Source organism: Streptomyces sp. NBRC 110035, assembly GCF_000829695.1.
GTDB lineage: Bacteria > Actinomycetota > Actinomycetes > Streptomycetales > Streptomycetaceae > Streptomyces.
This window is the reverse complement of record NZ_BBNN01000026.1, coordinates 101,739-123,255: the sequence shown is the minus strand read 5'-3', so window position 1 is coordinate 123,255 and position 21,517 is coordinate 101,739. Positions and strand designations below refer to the sequence as shown.

At 71.6% G+C, this 21,517-nt stretch carries 19 protein-coding genes; 11 read left to right on the top strand and 8 right to left on the bottom strand.

Annotated elements, in window-relative coordinates; genetic code table 11:
- Nucleotides 1-249: 249 nt before the first annotated feature.
- Together TU30_RS16685 and TU30_RS16680 are read right to left on the bottom strand one after the other, a co-directional pair.
- On the bottom strand, nt 250-1,038 hold the full coding sequence (locus TU30_RS16685; protein ID WP_042170629.1) for an SAM-dependent methyltransferase: 789 nt from the start codon (nt 1,036-1,038) through the stop codon (nt 250-252).
- Between the two features lie 101 nt (nt 1,039-1,139).
- Nucleotides 1,140-2,147 carry a LacI family DNA-binding transcriptional regulator gene (locus TU30_RS16680; protein ID WP_042170785.1) on the bottom strand — a complete coding sequence of 336 codons (1,008 nt, stop codon included), beginning with the start codon at nt 2,145-2,147 and terminating at the stop codon, nt 1,140-1,142.
- A 414-nt stretch (nt 2,148-2,561) separates the two neighbouring features.
- On the opposite strand from TU30_RS16680, the gene TU30_RS16675 reads away from it, so the two are divergent.
- The 5 genes from TU30_RS16675 to TU30_RS16655 all read left to right on the top strand — a co-directional run bounded on the left by TU30_RS16675 (nt 2,562) and on the right by TU30_RS16655 (nt 10,247).
- Nucleotides 2,562-3,488, top strand: coding sequence for a carbohydrate ABC transporter permease (locus TU30_RS16675; RefSeq protein ID WP_042170626.1), 927 nt, complete (start codon nt 2,562-2,564; stop codon nt 3,486-3,488).
- Nucleotides 3,489-3,495: 7 nt separating this feature from the next.
- Nucleotides 3,496-4,446, top strand: a complete 951-nt coding sequence (locus TU30_RS16670) for a carbohydrate ABC transporter permease (protein ID WP_042170623.1) — start codon at nt 3,496-3,498, stop codon at nt 4,444-4,446.
- Nucleotides 4,447-4,575: 129 nt separating this feature from the next.
- Nucleotides 4,576-5,919 (top strand): ABC transporter substrate-binding protein, encoded by a 1,344-nt coding sequence (locus TU30_RS16665; RefSeq protein WP_042170621.1) that lies wholly within the window; start codon nt 4,576-4,578, stop codon nt 5,917-5,919.
- Nucleotides 5,920-5,978: 59 nt separating this feature from the next.
- Nucleotides 5,979-8,021: a beta-galactosidase gene (locus tag TU30_RS16660; RefSeq protein WP_042170618.1), complete on the top strand. Its 2,043-nt coding sequence runs from the start codon at nt 5,979-5,981 to the stop codon at nt 8,019-8,021.
- Between the two features lie 177 nt (nt 8,022-8,198).
- A complete protein-coding gene (locus TU30_RS16655) occupies nt 8,199-10,247 on the top strand; it encodes a glycoside hydrolase (protein WP_042170616.1) in 2,049 nt (682 codons plus the stop codon).
- A 93-nt stretch (nt 10,248-10,340) separates the two neighbouring features.
- Here the strand turns inward: TU30_RS16655 and TU30_RS16650 are convergent, their stop codons facing one another.
- From TU30_RS16650 to TU30_RS16640, 3 genes are read right to left on the bottom strand one after another with little or no spacing between them, the layout of a single operon-like run.
- A complete protein-coding gene (locus tag TU30_RS16650) occupies nt 10,341-12,419 on the bottom strand; it encodes an iron ABC transporter permease (RefSeq protein WP_042170612.1) in 2,079 nt (692 codons plus the stop codon).
- Nucleotides 12,420-12,423: 4 nt separating this feature from the next.
- Nucleotides 12,424-13,401 carry an iron-siderophore ABC transporter substrate-binding protein gene (locus TU30_RS16645; protein ID WP_042170609.1) on the bottom strand — a complete coding sequence of 326 codons (978 nt, stop codon included), beginning with the start codon at nt 13,399-13,401 and terminating at the stop codon, nt 12,424-12,426.
- Nucleotides 13,398-14,252 (bottom strand): ABC transporter ATP-binding protein, encoded by an 855-nt coding sequence (locus TU30_RS16640; RefSeq protein ID WP_042170606.1) that lies wholly within the window; start codon nt 14,250-14,252, stop codon nt 13,398-13,400. Before TU30_RS16640 ends, TU30_RS16645 begins: the two co-directional genes overlap by 4 nt.
- 255 nt (nt 14,253-14,507) lie before the next feature.
- On the opposite strand from TU30_RS16640, the gene TU30_RS16635 reads away from it, so the two are divergent.
- Nucleotides 14,508-14,999 carry a DUF5949 family protein gene (locus TU30_RS16635; protein WP_042170604.1) on the top strand — a complete coding sequence of 164 codons (492 nt, stop codon included), beginning with the start codon at nt 14,508-14,510 and terminating at the stop codon, nt 14,997-14,999.
- Between the two features lie 27 nt (nt 15,000-15,026).
- Here the strand turns inward: TU30_RS16635 and TU30_RS16630 are convergent, their stop codons facing one another.
- Nucleotides 15,027-15,251 (bottom strand): hypothetical protein, encoded by a 225-nt coding sequence (locus tag TU30_RS16630; protein WP_042170601.1) that lies wholly within the window; start codon nt 15,249-15,251, stop codon nt 15,027-15,029.
- 302 nt (nt 15,252-15,553) lie between these two features.
- On the opposite strand from TU30_RS16630, the gene TU30_RS16625 reads away from it, so the two are divergent.
- Nucleotides 15,554-16,027, top strand: coding sequence for a carboxymuconolactone decarboxylase family protein (locus TU30_RS16625; protein ID WP_042170599.1), 474 nt, complete (start codon nt 15,554-15,556; stop codon nt 16,025-16,027).
- Between the two features lie 167 nt (nt 16,028-16,194).
- On the opposite strand, the gene msrA is transcribed toward TU30_RS16625, so the two are convergent.
- Nucleotides 16,195-16,707 (bottom strand): peptide-methionine (S)-S-oxide reductase MsrA, encoded by a 513-nt coding sequence (gene msrA, locus TU30_RS16620; protein WP_042170597.1) that lies wholly within the window; start codon nt 16,705-16,707, stop codon nt 16,195-16,197.
- A 183-nt stretch (nt 16,708-16,890) separates the two neighbouring features.
- Here msrA and TU30_RS16615 point away from each other — a divergent pair, with 183 nt between their 5' ends.
- The 3 genes from TU30_RS16615 to TU30_RS16605 are packed head-to-tail and all read left to right on the top strand — an operon-like array spanning nt 16,891 to nt 20,218.
- Entirely contained in the window at nt 16,891-17,334 is a 444-nt protein-coding gene (locus tag TU30_RS16615; protein WP_042170595.1) for a helix-turn-helix transcriptional regulator, read from the top strand.
- 10 nt (nt 17,335-17,344) lie between these two features.
- Nucleotides 17,345-17,758, top strand: coding sequence for a VOC family protein (locus TU30_RS16610; protein WP_042170783.1), 414 nt, complete (start codon nt 17,345-17,347; stop codon nt 17,756-17,758).
- 60 nt (nt 17,759-17,818) lie between these two features.
- A complete protein-coding gene (locus tag TU30_RS16605) occupies nt 17,819-20,218 on the top strand; it encodes an excinuclease ABC subunit UvrA (RefSeq protein WP_042170593.1) in 2,400 nt (799 codons plus the stop codon).
- Between the two features lie 57 nt (nt 20,219-20,275).
- Here the strand turns inward: TU30_RS16605 and TU30_RS16600 are convergent, their stop codons facing one another.
- Nucleotides 20,276-20,728 (bottom strand): ATP-binding protein, encoded by a 453-nt coding sequence (locus tag TU30_RS16600; RefSeq protein ID WP_042170591.1) that lies wholly within the window; start codon nt 20,726-20,728, stop codon nt 20,276-20,278.
- A 133-nt stretch (nt 20,729-20,861) separates the two neighbouring features.
- Between TU30_RS16600 and TU30_RS16595 the strand changes: the two genes are divergently transcribed.
- Nucleotides 20,862-21,473 (top strand): hypothetical protein, encoded by a 612-nt coding sequence (locus TU30_RS16595; protein ID WP_042170589.1) that lies wholly within the window; start codon nt 20,862-20,864, stop codon nt 21,471-21,473.
- Nucleotides 21,474-21,517 lie beyond the last annotated feature (44 nt).

The following is a 21,517-nucleotide window of genomic DNA, read 5'->3' as shown; positions in this document are numbered from 1 at the left end:
CTGCCCGCCCGAGGGGGAACCCCGGGCGGGCGGGACGGCCACCGCGGTCGCCCCGCGCCGGGGTGACGTACGGCCGGCCGCGTGGGGCGGCGAGCGCCGTGCGACCCGGCGGGCGGGTGCGAGGCAGGACGCCGGTCCTCGCCGCGTCCCGCTGCCCGGGGCCACGCGTTCAGTCCGCGTCCGTCCGGCCCTCTGTCCGCGGGCCGGACGCGCCACCGGACGGCGCCTGCGGGCAGGGCGCCGCGGAAGTCAGCGGAGCCGGGCGACGCCCGCGTAGATGCCGCTGTCCTCGGCTGCCGGGGCCGGGGTCTTTCGGAACCACTCCGTGGCCGTGACCAGGCCCGGCGCCACCAGGTCCAGGCCGTCGAAGAAGCGGGCGACTTCGGAGCGGGTGCGAAAGCCGAGGCGGATGCCGGCCCGGGCGTACTCGGCGGTGACCTGGGCGGCCAGTTCCGCGTGGCGGTCGGACGCCGCGTGCGACAGCACCAGGTAGCTGCCCGGTGGGAGTGCGGAGAGCAGCTCTCCGACAACGGCGCGGGGTTCCTGGTCGTCGGGGATGAAGTGCAGGAGGGCGATCAGGGACAGCGCGACGGGACGGCCGAAGCCGAGGACGGTCCGGGCGTGGTCGATGATCTCCCCGGGATTGCGCACATCGGCCTGGAAGTAGTCCGTGGCGCCCTCGGGACCGCTGATCAGCAGGGCCTCCGCGTGCCGCAGGACGATCGGGTCGTTGTCGGTGTAGACGACCTTCGCGGCCGGGGCGACGGCCTGCACGATCTGGTGCAGGTTCGGCTCGGTGGGGATGCCGGTGCCGACGTCGAGGAACTGGTCGACGCCCTGTCCGGCGAGCCAGGTGGCGGCCCGGTGCATGAACCGGCGGTTCTGCCGGGCGGCGTCCCGGGCCTGGGGTGGCAGCTTCTCGCCGACGGCCTCGTCCACGGGGTAGTTGTCCTTGCCCCCGAGCAACCAGTCGTAGACCCGCGCGGGGTGCGCCGCGCGGGTGTCGATCTGCGGAGGGCTGGACCTGCCGGCCGGCATGACGAACTCCGTCCCGCGGTGGATCACCGCTGATGATGATCAACGAGTCTTGCACATCAACATGCGAGCAGACAGGGCGAGTTGAGCCAGAACGGGCCGCATCACCCACGCGTCCACGCCTTCTCCGCCGGCGGCGGTGCCGTACTGGCGCGCGCCACCAGGCGGGTCGGGACGAGGGTGGTCCCCCGCTCGGGGCCGCCATGGCGCACCTTGCCCAGAACGGCCGCCACGCAGCGCCGTCCCACCTCGGCGAAGTCCTGGTGGACGGTGGTCAGCGGGGGCAGGAACGAGGATGCCTCGGGGATGTCGTCGAAGCCGATGACGCTGACGTCCCCGGGAACTCGCCGGCCGCGTTCGTGGAAGGCCCGCAGCAGGCCGAGGGCCATCTGGTCGTTGGCCGCGAAGACGGCGGTGCACTCGTCGCGGGCGGCGAGTGCGAGGCCCGCGCGGTAGCCGGACTCCGCGGACCAGTCGCCGCGGACCAGTTCCGGCGGGACGCGTCCCGCGCCGGTGAGGGCGGCGCGCCAGGCGTCGGTGCGACGCTGGGCGGCGAAGGAGCCCTCGGGGCCGGCCAGGTGCCACACCGTGCGGTGGCCGAGGTCGAGCAGGTGGTGCACCGCGGTACGGGTGCCGCCGGCCTGGTCGGTGTCGACGACCGTGTAGTGGTCACCGGCGTCGGAGTCGACGACCACGACCTGGACGTGTGGGGGCAGTTGGATCGTTGCCGCGTCCAGCAGATGGACCTCCATGATGACGATCACCGCGTCGACGGCGAGTTCCTCCAGCCGGGAGAACGCGCCGCGCACCTCTTCCTGGGTCGGTATCGCGACGGGCAACAGGGTCACCGCGTAGCCCTCGTGCGCGGCGGAGGTCGCGATCGCCTCCAGGGTGCGTACGTTTCCGGTCGTGGCCAGCGAGAAGGTGATGACGCCGATGGTGCGGAACTCGCCGCGTTTGAGCGCGCGGGCCGCACTGTTGGGCCGGTAGCCGAGCTCCTGCATCGCGGCGAGCACCTGCCGGCGGGTCTCCTCGTTCACTCCGGCGTAACCGTTGGACACACGGGAGACCGTCTGGGACGAGACGCCGGCGAGGCGTGCCACGTCCGCCATGGAGGCCCGGGCGGGGCGGCTGCCGCCCCGCGGACGGGGACGCGGGGCGGCACCGTCGGCCGGGTCCGTGCCCGCGGGCTCCCCGCCCGCCCGGTCCGCGTCGGCCGGATCCCCGCCGGCTGCGGTCGCCTCGGGAACGAGGGCCCGCCTTGGCGTGCTGTGCACCGTCTCCACTGGCTTTCCAGCCGCCTTCCCGTCGCCACCCGCCGCGTCAGGGTCTCCCGGAGGACCCTTGACCGTCGTCATCGGGGCAGTGTAGACATGCCGCCACCGAATGTTTACGTAAACATAACACTCCGCCGCATTTCTGCGGCGCTCGATGTTTGCGTAAACATCGGTTGCGGGGGCACGGTTCCCCGCCCGGGAGAGGGCCCCGTGACCACCCGGCCCGAACGTGGACGAGCGAGGAACGACATGACGACGCTGCAACCGCCGGCGGCCGCCGAGCCGCGGCCGGCACCGCCTCCGGCGGGACGGGACCGCCGCTCCTGGACGGGGTGGGGGTTCATCGGCCCCTTCGTGGTCGTGTTCGCCCTGGTCTTCCTGGCACCGATCGTGTACTCGGTCTACCTGAGCCTCTTCCGCGACCAGCTCATCGGCGGCACCAGCTTCGTCGGGTTCGACAACTACCAGCAGGCCCTGCAGGACGAACGGTTCTGGGCCGCGCTCGGCCGGGTCTCGCTCTTCCTGTGCGTCCAGGTTCCGATCATGCTCGGCATCGCCCTGCTGGTGGCCCTGGCGCTGGACAGCGGACAGCTCTACGGCAAGAGCTTCTTCCGCATCTCGATCTTCCTGCCGTACGCGGTGCCCGCCGTCGTCGCCACGCTGATGTGGGGCTTCATGTACGGCACCCGCTTCGGCCTGGTCGGCGACGTCAACGAGGCCTTCGGGCTGTCGCTGCCCAACCCGCTCTCCCCCGACCTGGTACTGGCGTCGATCGGCAACATCGTCACCTGGGAGTTCGTCGGCTACAACATGCTGATCTTCTACGCGGCGCTGCGGGTGATCCCGCACTCCCTCTACGAGGCGGCCGAGATCGACGGCGCCGGGCAGCTCCGCGTCATCACCGCCATCAAGCTGCCCGCGATCCGCGGCGCCCTGGTCATCGCGACGATCTTCTCCGTCATCGGCAGCTTCCAGCTCTTCAACGAGCCCAGCGTCCTGCAGAAGCTGGCACCCAACGCCATCACCACGGACTACACGCCGAACTACTACACGTACTCGCTGTCCTTCTCCGGCCAGCAGCACAACTACTCCGCGACGGTCGCCATCATCATGGGTCTGATCACCATGGTCATCGCCTATGTCGTCCAGCTGCGCGGCATGCGCAAGGGAGTGTGAAGCAGCGATGACCACTACCGTCTCCCCCTCCTCCGCGGGCCGCACCGGCTCCGCGTCCGGCGATTCCGACGCCGTGCCCCGGCTGCGCACGCGCCGGCGCGGCTCCACGCCGGGGCGGCCCCGCCGCAGTGTGCTGCTGACCGTCCTCACCGGCCTGGTGCTGCTCTACAGCCTGGTACCACTGGTGTGGCTGGTCATCAGTGCCACCAAGACCCAGGAGGGACTGTCCCGTTCGTTCGGCCTCTGGTTCGACAGCGACTTCGCCCTCTGGGACAACATCGCCGGGACGTTCACCTACGACGACGGCGTCTTCACCCGCTGGCTGCTGAACACCATGCTGTACGTGGGGCTCGGCGCGGGAGGCGCGACCCTCCTCGCCGTGCTCGGCGGCTACGCCCTGGCCAAGTTCGAGTTCCCCGGACGCCGGGCCGTCTTCGCCGTCGTCATCGGTGCCGTGGCCGTACCGGGTACGGCTCTGGCGGTACCGACCTTTTTGATGTTCAGCAACATGGGACTGACCAACACCCCGTGGGCGGTCGTCATCCCGTCGCTGATCTCGCCGTTCGGCCTGTACCTGATGTGGGTGTTCGCCAGTGAGGCCGTCCCGAACGAACTCCTCGAAGCGGCCCGGATCGACGGCGCGGGCGAGCTGCGCACCTTCTTCCTGGTGGTGCTTCCGCTGCTGGCGCCGGGCATCGTCACCGTCTCGCTGTTCACCATGGTCGCGACCTGGAACAACTACTTCCTGCCGCTGATCATGCTCAAGGACCCCGACTGGTACCCCCTCACCCTGGGCCTGCACAGCTGGAACGCCCAGGCCGAGACGGCCGGCGGGCAGCCCGTCTTCCACCTGGTCGTCACCGGCTCACTGATCACCATCGTTCCGCTGATCGCCGCGTTCCTGCTGCTGCAGAAGTACTGGCAGTCGGGGCTCGCCGCCGGAAGCGTCAAGGAATAGGCGCCGGGCGCCGTCCTCCTTCGGCACGCGTCCCTGCCCCACCGGCCCCACCCCCCGCAAGCACCTCTCCCACCGCACACCACCCCAAGGCCTTGGAATCCAAGCCCACGAAGAAGTGGAAGCACTCCCATGCACAAGCAATCCCGCCGCCTGCTGCGCGGCATCGGCACAGTCTGCGCCCTGGCCCTGGGCGCCACCGCCTGCGGCGGTTCCGGCGACGGGGACGCCGCTCCGAAGGCGGTCTCCGAGTCGGACGTCGAGGCGGCCCTGGAGAAGGGCGGTACCGTCACCGTCTGGGCGTGGGAACCCACGCTCGAGCAGGTGGCCGCCGACTTCGAGAAGGAGCACCCCGGTGTCGAGGTGAACCTCGTCAACGCGGGCACCGGCAACGAGCAGTACAAGGCGTTGCAGAACGCCATCTCAGCGAAGAAGGGCGTCCCCGACGTCGCCCAGGTCGAGTACTACGCCATGGGCCAGTACGCGTTGACCGACGGACTCACCGATCTCAGCGGCTTCGGCGCCGACCAGCTCGCCGACCAGTACTCCCCCGGGCCGTGGAACGGTGTGAAGGCCGGCGGCGAGGGGATCTACGGCCTGCCGATGGACTCCGGCCCGATGGCGCTGTTCTACAGCAAGAAGGTCTTCGACAAGCACGGGATCGAGGTGCCGGCCACGTGGGACGAGTACGTGGACGCGGCCCGCGCCCTGCGCAAGGCGGACCCGAAGGCGTACATCACCAACGACGCCGGCGACGCGGGCTTCACCACCAGCATGCTGTGGCAGGCCGGTTCGCGCCCCTACGAGGTGGACGGCACCGAGGTGAAGATCGGCTTCGCCGACGAGAGGGCCAAGGACTTCGCCGGCACCTGGCAGAAGCTGCTCGACGAGAAGCTGGTCGCCCCGGTCACCAGCTGGTCCGACGAGTGGTACAAGGGCCTCGGCGACGGCACCATCGCGACCCTGGCCATCGGGGCCTGGATGCCGGCCAACCTCGCCTCCGGCGTGAAGGAGGCCGCCGGTGACTGGCGTGTCGCCCCGCTGCCGCAGTGGACGGCGGGCGCCGACGCCAGTGCGGAGAACGGCGGCAGCGCCCTCACCCTGCCCGAGCTCGGCAAGAACGAGGCGCTCGCCTACGCGTTCGTGGAGTACGCCAACGCCGGCAACGGGGTCGACACCCGCGTGAAGAGCGGCGCCTTCCCGGCAACCACGGCGCAGCTCGACTCCGAGAAGTTCCAGGAGACCGAGTTCCCGTACTTCGGCGGGCAGCAGGCAAACAAGGTGTTCGCCGAGTCGGCCGCGAACGTCGCCGACGACTGGGCGTACCTGCCGTACCAGGTGTACGCCAACTCGATCTTCAACGACACCGTCGGCAAGGCCTACGTCTCCGGCACCACGCTGGCGGACGGCCTGGAGGCCTGGCAGGACGCGTCGGTCAAGTACGGCAACGAGCAGGGCTTCACCGTAGCGAAGTAGCACCCCGGGGCGGCACGCACGCCGTGCCGCCCCGGGGCCGGACACCCGGAAGGACCGCCATGATCTCCACCCTCCTGCCCCGTTCCAGCGGGGTGGACGGTGACCGTGCCCCCCGCCTCCTGTACGGCGCCGACTACAACCCCGAGCAGTGGTCCCGCAGCGTCTGGGAGGAGGACGTCCGGCTGATGCGGAAGGCCGGCGTGAACGTCGTGTCCGTGGGGATCTTCTCCTGGGCTCGGCTGCAACCGGCCGAGGACACCTGGGACTTCGGCTGGCTCGACGAGGTGCTGGACCTGCTGCACGCCGGCGGCATCGGTGTCGACCTGGCGACCGCCACCGCGTCCCCGCCGCCGTGGCTGACCACGGCCCACCCGGAGATCCTGCCGGTCACCGCGGACGGCGGGACGCTGTGGCCGGGGGCGCGTCAGCACTGGCGGCCCACCTCCCCGGTGTTCCGCGCCCATGCGCTGCGCCTGGTAAGGGAGTTGGCGACCCGCTACGCGGACCACCCGGCGCTGGTCGCCTGGCACGTCAGCAACGAGCTGGGCTGCCACAACGTCTACGACTTCTCCGACGACGCGGCGCGCGCGTTCCGGCACTGGCTGCGGGCCCGTTACACCACGCTGGAAGGGCTCAACTCCGCCTGGGGCACGGCCTTCTGGTCCCAGCACTACACCGACTGGGAGCAGATCCTGCCGCCGCGGCAGGCCGCGTCCCATCCCAACCCCACCCAGCAGCTGGACTTCAAGCGCTTCTCGTCGGACGCGCTCAAGGAGCATCTACGGGCCGAACGGGAGATCCTGCGGGAGATCACCCCGGACGTCCCGGTCACCACCAACTTCATGGTGATGGGCAACACCAAGGGGATGGACTACCCCGACTGGGCGCAGGAGATCGATTTCGTCTCCAACGACCACTACGTCCACCCGGGGCCGCAGGACCGCGACGAGCTGTCCTTCTCCGCGAACCTCACCAGCGGCATCGCCGGCGGCCGGCCCTGGTTCCTGATGGAGCACTCCACCAGTGCCGTCAACTGGCAGCCGGTCAACGTGGCCAAGCGTCCGGGTGACCTGGCCCGTGACTCGCTGCTGCACGTGGCGCACGGGGCCGACGCGGTGTGCTACTTCCAGTGGCGGCAGTCGGCGGCCGGCGCCGAGAAGTACCACTCGGCGATGGTCCCGCACGCCGGTGAGGACAGCGAGCTGTTCCGCTCGGTGGCCGAACTCGGCTCCACCCTCAAAGCACTTGCCCCGGTCGCGGGCAGTGAGCGGGAGGCCGCCCGGGTCGGCATCCTCTACGACTGGGATTCGTGGTGGGCGAGCGAGCAGGACTCGCACCCTTCCGCACTGCTCGACTACCGGCAGGAGGCGCTCGACTGGTATTCGGCACTGCTGGCCCTCGGTGTCCGCGCCGACCTCGTCACCACCCGCTCCGACCTGCACCGCCACCAGGTGCTGGTGGCACCGGTGCTGCACGTGGTCCCCGCCGACCTGGCCAAGACGCTGACCCGGTACACCGAGCAGGGCGGGCACCTGATCACCACGTACTTCTCGGGTGTCGTCGACGAGCACGACCACGTCTGGCTCGGCGGTTACCCGGGGGCGCTGCGCGATCTGCTCGGCATCCGCATCGAGGAGTTCGGCCCGCTGCTCGACGGTGACACGGTGGAGCTCGACGACGGGACGGCCGGCAGTCTGTGGAGCGACCGGATCGACGTCGCGGCCGGGACGGACGTCCTGGCCCGCTACCGCACGGGCGTGCACGCCGGCCGGGCGGCGGTCACCCGGAAGGCCTCTGGCACCGGGTCGGCCGCCTACGTCTCCACCCGGCTCGGTGTCGAAGGGCTCACCTCCCTGCTGCCCCGGCTGCTCGCACCGGCCGGCGTGGAGAGCGAACTGCCGTCCGAGGCACGCGGGTCGGTCGAGACGACGGTACGCAGCGGTCCCGGTGGCCGGTTCCTGTTCCTGGTGAACCGGACCGACACGGCCGTCCCTGTGCCCGGCCTGACCGGGGACGTACTGCTCGGCGCCACGGAAGGTGACGACGGCGCCCTCGTCCTCGGGCCGCGCGCCGTCGCCGTACTGCGACAGCCGGCCGGCTGAGTCGCGGCGACTGCGCGCAACACCCCTGGAACGGCAGGATCGTTCCAGGAGCCGCCTGCTCCACCTCCCGGAACGGCGGGGCCGTTCCGGGCCTTCTTCTCCTTCGGCCCGCGCGGTGGGCGCGGGCCGAAGGGTTCCACCAGAGCGCGACCACACCTCAATGTTGGGAGCACACCGATGGCACGCCGCACCCGCAGAAGACGGCTCCTGTCAGCCGCCGGCCTCACCGCCCTGGTCACCGGGGCCGCCCTGGTCCCCGCCCCTGCCTCCACCGCTCAGGCAGAGGACGTCGTCCCCTCCGTCACCGTCCGGCCCGATCCGTCCTACCAGCAGGAGGAGTTCGAGGGTTGGGGCACCAGTCTGGTCTGGTTCGCCAACGCCACCGGCGACTACCCTCCGGAGATACGCGAGAAGCTCGCCGAGCTCCTCTTCGGCGACGAGGGACTCGCCCTGAACATCGCCCGCTACAACGTGGGCGGCGGCAACGCCCCCGACGTCAAGGACCATCTGCGCGCGGGCGGCGCCGTCGAGGGCTGGTGGAGGGCGCCGGAGGGAACCACCCGCGAGGACACCGACTGGTGGGACGCCGAGGACCCGGCGGACTGGAACGAGAACGCCGACGCCACCCAGCGCTGGTGGGTGGACCGCATCAAGAAGGACATCACCCACTGGGAGACCTTCAGCAACTCTCCGCCCTGGTTCATGACCGTCAGCGGCTACGTCTCCGGCGGGTTCGATGCCGGCGAGGACCAGCTCAAGGCCGAGTCGGTCGACGACTTCGCCGCCTATCTGGCGGGCGCGACCAAGCGACTGGAGAAGGCGCACCGCATCGAGGTCGACACCGTCGACCCCTTCAACGAGCCGAACACCACGTACTGGAGCACCCGTCTCGGTCCAAACGGCGAGCCCGTCGGCGGCCGGCAGGAGGGCGCCCACATCGGCCCCGAGCTCCAGGAGAAGGTGCTCCACGCCCTCGCCCCGGCGCTGAGGAAGGCGCGGACCGGGGCCGGTATCTCCGCCATGGACGAGACCAACCCGTCCACGTTCGCGCGGAACTGGAACTCCTACTCCCCCGCGGCCCGCGATCTGGTGGACCAGATGAACGTCCACACCTACGGAACCGGGCAGCGCACCACCGTGCGCGACCTCTCCAAGGCGGCGGACAAGCGGCTGTGGATGAGCGAGGTCGAGGGCGACTGGGGCGACGGTCAGAGCTTCACGGACATGCGTCCCGGTCTGGGTCTGGCCCAGCGCATCGTGGACGATCTGCGCGAACTGGAGCCGCGTGCTTGGGTGTTCTGGCAACCCGTCGAGGACCACGACAACATGAGGCCCGGCGGGGAGTCCGCGAAGGGCGGCAACTGGGGTGAGATCCAGCTCCCGTTCAGCTGCACGGCGGCCGACACCCTCGAGACCTGCCCCGTCCGCACCAACACCAAGTTCGACACCGCCCGCAACTTCACCCACTTCATCAAGCCCGGTGACCGGCTGATCCAGGTGAACGACACCTCCAGCGCGGCGGCGGTGGCGAAGAACGGCAGGGGCGCCTCGGTCGTCCACGTCAACAGCACCGGCGAGGCGCGCGACGTCACCGTGGACCTGTCGAAGTTCCGCACCATCAGCCAAAACGCGACCGTCACGCCCGTCGTGACGAGCGCCGGCGGCAAGCTGGAGCGGCACCGGGCCATCAGGATCGGCGACCGGTCCGCCACCTTCACCGTGCCCGCCCGGTCGGTGACGTCCTTCGTCGTGAAGGGTGTCTCCGGCGTCGCCGCGGATGCACCGCTGCTGCGCAAGGGGCACACCTACACCCTGACCGGCGTGCAGAGCAACAGGGCCCTCACCGTCGGTGAGGACGGCAGCGGCCTCGTCATCGGCACCGGCGACGGCTCGTCGGCCCAGCAGTGGCGGCTGAGCGCGGTGCGTCCCGGCGACGGGGTCCGGCAGCGCTACGAGTTCACCAGTACGCGGGGCGGTGGGCACAGGCGTCTGACCGTGCGCGACGACGTCCCGGTCGCCGAGCCCCACACCGGCGTTCGGGACAGGGCCGCCGAGTGGATCGTGTCGGGCACCGGCGACGGCACCTGGACGCTGGTCAACGCGGCCACCGGACGTCTCCTGGAGGTCGGCGGCCAGGCCACCCACGAAGGGGCCGCGGTGACGACCTGGGAACCCAACTCCGGTGCCAACCAGCGCTGGACGGTCACGGACGTGACCGGGAGCTGACACACCCGTCCGGGCCCCGGACCCACCGGCCGGTGGGTCCGGGGCCCGCCGCCGGTTGCCCGAGGGCCCGGCGGCGTCCCGCGTCCTCTTCCGCTACCGCCTGCTGCGCACGAGCACGTACAGGAAGTACGGCGTACCGATGACGGCCGTCATGAGGCCGGCGCCCAGTTGGGCCGGTGCGATCACGGTGCGGCCCAACAGGTCGGCGGTGCACACCAGTACGGCACCGAGCAGCACCGCGACCGGAAGGACGCGGGTGTGCCGGCGTCCGACGAGGGCCCGTGCCGCGTGGGGGGCGACCAGGCCGACGAACCCGATGGTGCCCGCGGCGGCCACCGCGGTGGCGGTGAGCAGGACGCCGACGACGAGGAAACCCAGCCGGCCGCGCGCCAGCCGGAGTCCGAGAAGCCGCGGGGTGTCCTCGTCGAGGGAGACCAGGTCGAGTTCCCGGTGCCGTACGGCCGCCACCACGAGGCCGACGACGAGGACGGCGGCCGGCGGCAGGACGTCGGGCATGGTCCGGCCGTAGGTCGAGCCCGACAGCCAGGTGAGGGCCTTCGTGGCGTTGAACGGGTCGGTGAGCACGATCAGCAGACTGATCAGGGCCGTCGTGCCGGCCGCCACGCCGACACCGACGAGCACCAGCCGGTTCTGCTGGAAGCCTCCGCGTGCCGCGAGTCCGAAGACGACGACGGCGGTGACGGCGGCCCCCGCGAACGCCGCCCCCGCGACGCTCCACGCCCCGGCGGCGGGCACCGTCGTCACGAGGATCACCGCGCCGAGCGCGCCACCGCCCGAGACACCCAGGACCGAGGGTTCCGCGAGCGGGTTGCGGGTGACGGCCTGCACCAGGGTGCCGGCGAGCGCCAGGGCCGCCCCCGCGAGGAGCGCGGCGAGGACGCGCGGAACCCGGGTGTCGAGGACGAAGGAGACGGTCCGCCCGGCCCGGCCCTGCATCCAGTTGAGCACGTCGCCCAGCAGGAGCATGCTGTCGCCGACGAGCGTCGCGGCGATCGTCAGACCGACCAGGGCGACGGTCAGGACGACGAGCCAGCCCACGAAGACGGCGCGGCTGCGGATCCGCAGCCGGTCCGGCGCGGGCGAGCCCGCGGTGTCACGGAGCCGGGCCGCCATGACGACCAGGAACACCGCGCCGACGAGGCTGGTGACGACGCCGGTGGGCACCGCGACGGAGATGTCGGCGCTCACGAACGTACGGAGCAGCACGTCCGCCCCGAGGACCAGCGCCGCGCCGACCAGTCCGGCGACCGGCACGCCCGCACGCAGCCGGTGGATGCCGCGGAACCAGCGCGCCAGGGGACGGACCAGGGCGGGGGCGCACAGGCCGACGAACCCGATGGGCCCGGCGAGGGTGACGGCCGCCGCGGAGAGCAGCGTCGCCAGGACCACCGCGGTGACGCGGGTCGCGCGCACCGGGACGCCCAGCCCGCGGGCCGCGTCGTCACCGAGGGCGAGAGCGTCGACCCGGCGGGCGACGAACAGCAGGCCGGCCAGGCCGACGACCGCGACGGGCAGCATCCGGAGCACGCCGTCGAAGCCGTTCTGGGCGATGCTGCCCTGGTTCCACTGGTAGAGGCCCTCGGTCTGCTCCGGGAACAGCAGCAGCAGGCCCTGGGTGATGGCCGTGAGGCCGAGGGTGAGCGCGGTGCCGGCGAGTACCAGCCGTACCGTTCCGGACCCGAGCCCGGACAGCCCGAGGACGACGGCCGCCGCCGCGAGGCCACCGGCGAAGGCGACCCCGGAGGAGGCGAGCAGGGGCAGCGGGACGCCGGTGACGGCGACGACGCCGAGGGCGAGATAGGAGCCCGCGTTGACGGCGAGGGTGTCCGGCGAGGCCAGGACGTTGCGGCTGACGGCCTGCAGGGCGAGGCCGGCCATGCCGAGCGCGGCGCCCACCAGCAGCCCGGCGGCCGTCCGGGGCAGCCGGGAGGCGATGACGACGGACGCGTCGGCCGGGTCGGCGCGTCCGGTGAGCGCCTTGAGGACCTCGGCGGGGCCGACGGCGGCCGTGCCCTGGGTGATGTCGACGACGGCGAGCACGGCGACCAGGAGCACGAGTGCCCCGGTCACCCCGGCCGCGCCCGTCCGGGACGCGGCCGGGGCCGGCGCCGTCTTCGGACGGACGGGGCCGGGCGTGGCGGTGACGGCCATCGCGCTACTTCGTCAGCGCCTCGACGACGGCGTCGGTGTACGCCCCCATCGAGCCGGGACCGCCGAACATCCAGATGCCGTCGGGCAGCCGGTGGACGGCACCGGCCTTCACGAACGGCAGGGACTTCCACACGGAGTTCTTGGCGAGCTGGTTGCCGAACGGGTCGCTGTTGGCGTCCCCGTCGCTGCCGATGTAGGCGAACTGCACGTCCTTGCCCAGGCCGGTCAGTCCCTCGACGTCGGTGGCGGCCAGGCCGTAGGCCTTGTCGCCCTCCATCGTCCAGGCGTTCTTCAGCCCGAGCCGCTCGTTGACCACGCCGATGAGGGAGCCGGAGGTGTACGGGCGCACGGAGACCTGGTTGGAGGTGACGTAGCCGTCGGCGAAGGCGATCTCGGAACCGTCCAGACCGGCGTCGGCCAGGGCCTTCCTGCCCTCGGCGAGCTTCGCGTCGAAGTCCTTCTTCAGCGTGGCCGCCTGCTCGGTGGTGCCGGTGGCCTTCGCGACGAGGTCGACGTTCTCGAGTATCTGCCCCATCTGGTCGGAGGCGTCGGCGGACGTGACCGTGAGGACGGGGGCGACCTCGCGCAGCTGCTTGACGGCGTTCGGCTGCAGGTCGCTGGTGGCGACGATGAGATCGGGCTTCAGCGAGGCGATGGTGTCCATGCTGGGCTCGCCGCGCGTGCCGATGTCCTTGGGCTCGTTGGTGAGCGGGACGGCGGTGTTCCAGGTCTTGTAGCCCTTGACGTCGGCGACCCCGACCGGTTCGACGCCGAGCGAGATCAGGGTCTCGACGACGTTCCACTCGGTGCCGACGACGTTCCTGGCCGGGCCGTCGAGTTCGACCCTGGTGCCGGAGGCGTCGGTCAGGGTGATGGTCTCGACGGACTCCTTCGCCTCGGTGGCGGCGGGTTCGGTGGTTCCGCAGGCGGTGAGCAGGAGGGCCGTGGCGGCCAGGGGCGCGGTGAGCAGGAGTCGTCTCATGAGAGGGTGCTGAGCCTTTCGGTGCGGGTGTGGTGGCGGCCGATCGCGCGGGTGCGCAGCCGGCCGGTGAGCGGGTCGGTGCCGACCTCGATCCGGATGCCGTAGACCTCGGTCAGGCGCTGCGGCGTCAGGACCTCCTCGGGCGTGCCTTCGGCGACGACGCGTCCCTCGGCGAGCAGCACGATCCGGTCGGCCACGGCCGCCGCCTGGTCGAGGTCGTGCAGGACGACGCCGACGGCGATGCCGTGGTCGTCCGCCAGATCGCGGACCAGGTCGAGAAGTTCGACCTGGTAGCGCAGATCGAGGTAGGTGGTGGGTTCGTCGAGGAGGAGGACCCCGGTCTCCTGGGCCAGGCAGCCGGCCAGCCAGACGCGCTGGAGCTGTCCCCCGGAGAGGTGTTCCGCGCCTCGGTCGGCGAGTTCGTCGACGCCCGTCATGGCGAGGGCGCGGTCGACGGCGGCACGGCCGCCGGGGTCGGCGCCGCCCCAGCGGCCCCGGTGGGGATAGCGGCCGAACTCGACGACGTCGCGCACGCTCAGGCCGCTGGGCGTGGGCCTTCCCTGCAGCAGAAGGGCCACGCGGCGGGAGAACTCGCGGGGACCGAGGGCCAGGCCGTCGGTGTCGGTGTCGATCGTGAGCGTGGCCCGACGGGGTGGCTGGAGCCGCGCCACGGTGCGCAACAGGGTCGACTTGCCGCTGCCGTTGGGACCGACCAGTACGGTCACTTCGCCGGGCCGCAGGGTCAGCGCCGCGGCGTGGACGACGTCCACGCCGTCGTACGCCACGGTCACATCGGTCGCCGCCAGTTCATGGCCGCGCAGGCCCGGGGGCGCCTCTTCACCAGGTTTCACGCCGCAAGGTTAGCCTACCCTTAGTTCGCGTTATGCACCGGTGACCTGCCCGTGTTCGTGTGCACGGTCCGTCGCGTCGCCGTGCCGTCACCCCGGGAACACCCCACGACCCGTCGGACTTCGAAGCCGGGAACCCCGAACCTGACTGCCCCGGAGGGCAGTTCATCCCTCGTACGTGTGGAGAGCCGCCGCGGTCATCGCCCGGACGGGTGACGGCCGACCGGATGAGGGCCGCCGCGCCGATACGGTTTCCCGGTGTCCACGACCTCCACCGCAGCGCAGCCACGGAACTCCACCGACCTGGGTTCCGTCGTCGTCATGGCCCGGCACAGGGAAACACCGGACGGCGGCGTCCCCTTCCTTCTCGCCTGCTCCCTGGGCAACGGGGCAAGCGGCCCGGACGCCACCGCGGACGCCGTACGGCGTCTGCTGCGCGGGGCGGGCCTGTCCCCCCGGGGCCGCCTCGTCGACGCCACCGAGGAGCCCGGTCCGTCCGGTGTGGTCGTCGTGCCGGGCGCGGCTGCGCTCACCATGCCGGGCTTCGACGCCCAGTTCGTCCCACCGCCGAAGTGGGCCGACGCCGCCGGTGAACGCGGCTACGTGTACCTCGTCTTCACCACCCGGCCCTGGCCGTCCGGCGCCGAGCCCGGCGACCTCGCGACCCTGGACGCGTTCACCTCGGACCAGGACACCCTGCGGTCCGCCGCCCACGTCCTGCTGCCCGCCCGCACCCTGTGCGACGGCTGACCGCGTGCGGCGGCGCGCCGGGACGGATCAGAACAGGTGCTCCTGCTCGGCTGCCGTGCCACCGCGCGGAGGGCGGCGCGGGCCGGGACGCCGGGCCGGCGACTCCTCGCCGAACAGGGGCGCCGTGCCGTACTCGTCGGGCTCCGCCGGGACCACGACGGGTCCGGTGCCCACGTTCAGGCACAGCGGAGCGTCCCGGTCGAAATCTCCTGGCGTCATGTCCGCCCAGTCGCATTCCTGGCGCTCGCTCACCGACGCTCCGCTCCCCCGTCCGTGCTCTCTGTCCGGCTTCCCGGCCCCTCATTGCTCCCGTACCCGGGCCGGGTGTCAGCGGGTGCCCTCCCGCGAGGAGGCGTCATCCTGCACGCGGCCAGGCTATCGCCCGCTCGCCGCTTCCCGATCATGCCTCCGCGGCCACGCCGCCTCCCGCCCGAGCCCTTCCCCACGAAGGCGCCCCCCGCAGGGAGACGTAGGTCACACCCCGGGGCCTGTCACACCTCGACGGCCTGTTCCGTCAGGAATACGTCACCGCAATCGCAACCCAGGAGATCACCATGGACGCCCGTCTCGACTTCTTCGGCAACGCACTCGGCGCCAAGGTGCTGAAGCACATCAACTCCGCGGGCAGGGCGGCGTCCGACTCGGACCTGCCGCACGCCACCCAGGAACTGGTGAAGATCCGCGCCAGCCAGATCAACGGCTGCGGCTTCTGCACCGACATGCACACCAAGGACGCCGCCCACGCCGGTGAGACCGCCCAGCGTCTCCACCTCGTCGCCGCCTGGCGCGAGGCCACCGTCTTCACCGAGGCCGAACGCGCCGCACTCGAACTCGCCGAACAGGGCACCCGTATCGCCGACGCCGCCGGCGGCGTCACCCACGAGGCATGGGCCGACGCGGCCAGGCACTACGACGAGGACCAGCTCGTCGCCCTCGTCTCCCTCATCGCCGTCATCAACACCTACAACCGCATCAACGTCATCAACCAGCAGCCCGCCGGCGACTACCGGCCCGGCCAGTTCGGCTGACGGGCGCCTGCCCGCCCCCGGCCGACGGCCCGCGGTGACCGGTACGAACGGGGCCGGCCCCGGAGCGGCGACCGAGCCGGCCGGCGCCCGGTCCGGGGCTCCGGTCCGGGCACCGGCCGAGCACCGGGGCTCCGGTCCGGAGTCCCGGCGGCGCGCACCTGGGCGGCTCAGGCCTCCGCGCGCCGGGGCAGACGCCAGCCGGGACGTACGAAGTGGCAGGTGTAACCGTCCGGGTACCGCTGGAGGTAGTCCTGGTGCTCGGGCTCGGCCAGCCAGAACGGGCCGGCCGGTGCGACCTCGGTGACCACGGGCCCCGGCCACAGGCCCGACGCGTCGACGTCGGCGATCGTCTCCTCGGCGACGCGCTTCTGCTCGTCGTCGAAGTAGAAGATGGCGGAGCGGTAACTCAGCCCGATGTCGTTGCCCTGCCGGTTCCTGGTGCTGGGGTCGTGGATCTGGAAGAAGTACTCCAGGATCGTGCGGTAATCGGTGACCGCCGGGTCGTAGGTGATCTCGATCGACTCGGCGTGGGTACCGTGGTTGCGGTACGTGGCGTCGGGGACGTCGCCGCCGCTGTAGCCGACGCGTGTGCTCAGGACACCCGGGAACGTGCGGATCAGCTCTTCCATGCCCCAGAAACAGCCGCCCGCCAGCAGCGCCTTCTCCTCGGTCCTCGTCATCTCGTCCCGCCCTTCTGCCGCGTCCTTCGACGGACACGTCCGCCTCGCACTCATGATCCCGTACGGCCGCGGCCGTACGCGCACCGGTCTCAACCATGCCGGGACCCCTGTTGTTCCGTCCACGCCCGCCCGCGCCCGGGATTCCGCCCTGGCCGGACAGCCTCCGTGTGTACGATCTCGCACATGACCGGCACACCCGCCCCGGCACAGCGGCTGCGCGACCTCGCCCGGCTGCGCCGGGTCCGCGACCGGATCGACCGGGAGTACGCGCAGCCGCTGGACGTCGAGGCGCTCGCCCGGGGCGTCCACATGTCGGCCGGGCACCTGAGCCGGGAGTTCCGGGCCGCGTACGGCGAGTCTCCGTACAGCTATCTGATGACGCGGCGCATCGAGCGCGCCATGACCTTGCTCCGCCGCGGCGGCCTGAGCGTGACCGAGGTGTGTTTCGCGGTGGGCTCCTCGTCGCCGGGCACGTTCAGCACACGCTTCACCGAACTCGTCGGCACGCCGCCGAGCACCTACCGGCGCCTGGCCGCCGACGCCACGGAAGGGATGCCGGCGTGCGTGGCGAAGCAGGTGACCAGACCGGTCAGGAATCGAGAAGCCTCCAGGGCCGGGGCCCTCTAGCGTGATCTCCATGGACATCACCCTTCACGCGAGCTTCCTCCCCCACGACGACCCCGAGGCCTCCCTGGCCTTCTACCGCGACACCCTCGGCTTCGAGGTCCGCAAGGACGTCGGGTACGGCGGCATGCGCTGGATCACCGTCGGTCCCGTCGGCATGCCCGCCACGTCCCTCGTGCTGACCCCGCCGGCCGCCGACCCCGGTGTCACCGACGACGAGCGGCGCATGATCACCGAGATGATGGCCAAGGGGACCTACGCCGGCCTGCTGCTGGCCACCGACGACCTCGACGGTGTGTTCGCGAAGCTGCAGGGGGCCGAGAGCGCCGAAGTCGTCCAGGAGCCGACCGAGCAGCCGTACGGCGTGCGCGACTGTGCCTTCCGTGACCCCTCGGGCAACCTGATCCGCATCCAGGAGGTGCGCTGAGCCCGTCCCCGGGCCACGGAGCGGACCACGGAGCACCCACGAGAGGACGGGGGCCCCGGAATGGCCACAAGAACGAGGACGCAGCCACCGGCATCGCACGGCGCCGACAGCCACGAACTGATCCGCGTGCACGGCGCGCGCGTGAACAATCTCAAGGACGTCAGTGTCGAGATCCCCAAACGCCGGCTGACCGTCTTCACCGGCGTCTCCGGCTCGGGCAAGAGCTCGCTGGTGTTCGACACGGTCGCGGCGGAGTCGCAGCGGCTGATCAACGAGACGTACAGCGCCTTCGTGCAGGGCTTCATGCCGACCCCGGCACGGCCCGACGTCGACGTCCTCGAAGGGCTGACCACCGCGATCATCGTCGACCAGCAGCGGATCGGTTCCGACCCGCGCTCCACGGTCGGCACCGTCACCGACGCCCACGCGATGCTGCGTATCCTCTTCAGCCGGCTCGGCACTCCGCACGTCGGCCCGCCCAGCGCGTTCTCCTTCAACACCGCCTCGGTCCGGGCGAGCGGGGCGATCACCGTCGAGCGGGGCGACAGGAAGACGGTGAAGGCGACCTACGAGCGCACCGGCGGGATGTGTACGCGCTGCGAGGGCCGCGGCAGCGTCTCCGACATCGACCTCGGCCAGCTCTACGACGACACCAAGTCGCTGTCCGAGGGCGCGTTCACCATCCCGGGCTGGAAGTCGGACAGCTTCTGGACCGTCCGGGTCTACGCCGGGTCGGGCTTCGTCGACCCGGACAAGCCGATCCGGGAGTTCACCGAGCAGGAGATGCGGGACTTCCTGTACCGGGAGCCGGTCAAGGTGAAGGTCGACGGCGTCAACCTCACCTACGAAGGGCTGATCCCCAAGATCCAGAAGTCGTTCCTGTCGAAGGACAGGGAGTCGATGCAGCCGCACATCCGGGCGTTCGTGGAGCGGGCGGTCGCCTTCACCACCTGCCCCGAGTGCGACGGCACCCGGCTGAGCGAGGGGGCCAGATCGTCGAAGATCGCAGGCGTCAGCATCGCCGACGCCTGCGCGATGGAGATCCGGGAGCTGGCCGAGTGGGTCCGCGGCCTGTCCGAGTCGTCGGTGACGCCGCTGCTCACCTCGCTGGGCGGCACCCTCGACTCCTTCGTGGAGATCGGGCTCGGATACCTCGCGCTGGAGCGGCCGTCGGGCACGTTGTCGGGCGGCGAGGCCCAGCGCGTCAAGATGATCCGCCATCTCGGCTCCCCGCTCACCGACATCACGTACGTCTTCGACGAGCCCACCATCGGCCTGCACCCGCATGACGTCCGGCGGATGAACGACCTGCTGCTGCGGCTGCGGGACAAGGGCAACACCGTGCTGGTCGTGGAGCACAAGCCGGAGACGATCGCGATCGCCGACCATGTCGTCGACCTCGGCCCCGGTGCCGGTACGGCGGGCGGCACCGTCTGCTTCGAGGGAACCGTCGAAGGACTGCGGCGCGGCGGCACCGTCACGGGCCGCCACTTCGACGACCGGGCGTCACTCAAGGAGTCGGTGCGCAAGCCCTTCGGGGCGCTGGAGATCCGGGGGGCGACGACGCACAACCTGCGCGGTGTCGACGTCGACATCCCGCTCGGTGTGCTCACCGTGGTCACCGGTGTCGCCGGTTCCGGCAAGAGTTCGCTCGTGCACGGGTCGCTGGTCAAGCGGTCGGCGGCCGGCGACGAGGGCGTGGTGTCGGTGGACCAGAGTCCGATCCGCGGCTCGCGGCGGAGCAACCCGGCGACGTACACGGGGCTGCTCGAACCGATCCGTAAGGCGTTCGCCAGGGCCAACGGCGTCAAGCCGGCGCTCTTCAGTGCCAATTCCGAGGGTGCCTGCCCCACCTGCAACGGTGCCGGTGTCGTCTTCACCGACCTGGCGATGATGGCCGGGGTGGCCGGCACCTGCGAGGACTGCGAGGGCAGGCGGTTCCAGGCCTCGGTGCTGGAGCACCGCTTCGGGGGCCGGGACATCAGCGAGGTGCTCGCGATGCCGGTGGCCGAGGCGGAGGAGTTCTTCGGCGCCGGTGAGGCCCGTACTCCGGCGGCGCACCGGGTCCTTGTCCGGCTCGCCGACGTGGGGCTCGGCTATCTCACCCTCGGCCAGCCGCTGAACACGCTGTCCGGCGGCGAGCGACAGCGGCTCAAGCTGGCCGTGCACATGGCGGAGAAGGGTGGCGTGTACGTCCTCGACGAGCCGACCACCGGCCTGCACCTCGCCGATGTCGAGCAGTTGCTGGGCCTGCTCGACCGGCTGGTCGACTCCGGCAAGTCGGTGGTCGTCGTCGAGCATCACCAGGCGGTCATGGCGCACGCCGACTGGATCATCGACCTCGGGCCGGGGGCCGGGCACGACGGCGGCAGGATCGTCTTCGAGGGCACCCCCGCCGACCTGGTCGCCGCCCGCTCCACCCTCACCGCCGAGCACCTCGCGTCCTACGTCGGTGCCTGAGTCCCGGCTTCCCGGGCCGGGGATCCGTCGGCAGCAGGCGGCGCACCCCGGCCCGGGTCACCGGCCGCCGGTCTCCATGAGGGGGATCAGGGCCGTGATGCGTTTGCCGGTCGGCTCGGGCCGCACCTCCACCCCCCGGGTGACGGCCAGCACGATCTCCAGGCCGTGCCGGCCCACCCGGTCCGGGTCCGCGACCCCGGCCACGGGCAGCGCGGTGCTGCCGTCCCGGACCATCACCTCGAGGGCGTCGCCGGCGATGCGCAGGTCCAGCCGGACGGGGCCGGGCGCGTACTTGCGGGCGTTGGTGACCAACTCGCTCACCACGAGCTGGGTGACCTCCACCACTTGGCCCGACACGGGCAGCCCGTCCTCCGTCTGGACGCGTGTCAGGAACGCCTTGGCAAGCCGCCGGGCCTCCGCTATCCACGCGCCGTCGCCGTCCAGGGCGTAGGACGCCCGGCGCGGCGCGTCGGGCACCCGGTCCCCTCCGTCGACAGGAACTGGTTCCATCCGATCCGCCTTCACTCACCGATCACATGGCGCGCCTACCCGAGATGCCCGGCCGCACTCCCCCGGGCCCACGACGGCGGGCCGGGCGGGCTCTTTCCTCCGGTTCCGGGAAACGTGCCGGGTGTGTCGACCCGTGTCGGGCGCTCCCGACGAGGCGGCGAGCGCCCGGTGCCCGGGCGTCCACCGGTTCGGCCGGCTTCGGAGCGCGGGCATCGGCGGGCAGGAGGGCGCCGCGGCCACGGCGGTCACCGCCGCGTTCACCTCCGGCCGCGGTGCGAGGGCCGTCGCCGTGGTCGTCGCCGTGGTCAGCCGGAACCTCGTCCGGCCCCACCGGTGCCCGGCCGGTCCCCGCGGGGTGCCCGGGAACAGCACCGGTCCGCTGATCAGCGGTGAGCGGAAGCACGAGTGGCAGGCGAAGGGTTCCCTCGCCCCCGGGCTGTCCCGGCAGGCCGCGGTTCTCGCACGGGAGGCCGGACGCCCTTCGGGGGACGTGGTCCAGCGGAATGTGGAGAACACCCTGCGTGCCGTGCCCGCCGGCCCGGAAGCGGAACGGGCGGCGACGAAGCCGGTCCCGCCCGCGCACACCGGCCCCGGCAACGGCCGACCGACGGCAACCGGCACCGTACGTCCCACGCGCCACGCGCCACGCGCCGGACGCCCGGCAGCACCGTCGGCGAGCGGGCGACCGGTGGGCGAAGCAGCGGATTCGGTCATTGGCATGGACCTGATAGCCAGGGCCCGCTAGGCTCGGCCCGACTCGAATGAGAGCGCTCTCAGATTGCGTTTGTT

Bases quoted from the DNA above. Each gene is read 5' to 3' on its own strand.
- TU30_RS16685 (WP_042170629.1), bottom strand. From the start codon at position 1,038: ATGCCGGCCGGCAGGTCCAGCCCTCCGCAGATCGACACCCGCGCGGCG.
- TU30_RS16680 (WP_042170785.1), bottom strand. From the start codon at position 2,147: ATGGCGGACGTGGCACGCCTCGCCGGCGTCTCGTCCCAGACGGTCTCC.
- TU30_RS16675 (WP_042170626.1), top strand. From the start codon at position 2,562: ATGACGACGCTGCAACCGCCGGCGGCCGCCGAGCCGCGGCCGGCACCG.
- TU30_RS16670 (WP_042170623.1), top strand. From the start codon at position 3,496: ATGACCACTACCGTCTCCCCCTCCTCCGCGGGCCGCACCGGCTCCGCG.
- TU30_RS16665 (WP_042170621.1), top strand. From the start codon at position 4,576: ATGCACAAGCAATCCCGCCGCCTGCTGCGCGGCATCGGCACAGTCTGC.
- TU30_RS16660 (WP_042170618.1), top strand. From the start codon at position 5,979: ATGATCTCCACCCTCCTGCCCCGTTCCAGCGGGGTGGACGGTGACCGT.
- TU30_RS16655 (WP_042170616.1), top strand. From the start codon at position 8,199: ATGGCACGCCGCACCCGCAGAAGACGGCTCCTGTCAGCCGCCGGCCTC.
- TU30_RS16650 (WP_042170612.1), bottom strand. From the start codon at position 12,419: ATGGCCGTCACCGCCACGCCCGGCCCCGTCCGTCCGAAGACGGCGCCG.
- TU30_RS16645 (WP_042170609.1), bottom strand. From the start codon at position 13,401: ATGAGACGACTCCTGCTCACCGCGCCCCTGGCCGCCACGGCCCTCCTG.
- TU30_RS16625 (WP_042170599.1), top strand. From the start codon at position 15,554: ATGGACGCCCGTCTCGACTTCTTCGGCAACGCACTCGGCGCCAAGGTG.
- msrA (WP_042170597.1), bottom strand. From the start codon at position 16,707: ATGACGAGGACCGAGGAGAAGGCGCTGCTGGCGGGCGGCTGTTTCTGG.
- TU30_RS16615 (WP_042170595.1), top strand. From the start codon at position 16,891: ATGACCGGCACACCCGCCCCGGCACAGCGGCTGCGCGACCTCGCCCGG.
- TU30_RS16610 (WP_042170783.1), top strand. From the start codon at position 17,345: ATGGACATCACCCTTCACGCGAGCTTCCTCCCCCACGACGACCCCGAG.
- TU30_RS16605 (WP_042170593.1), top strand. From the start codon at position 17,819: ATGGCCACAAGAACGAGGACGCAGCCACCGGCATCGCACGGCGCCGAC.
- TU30_RS16600 (WP_042170591.1), bottom strand. From the start codon at position 20,728: ATGGAACCAGTTCCTGTCGACGGAGGGGACCGGGTGCCCGACGCGCCG.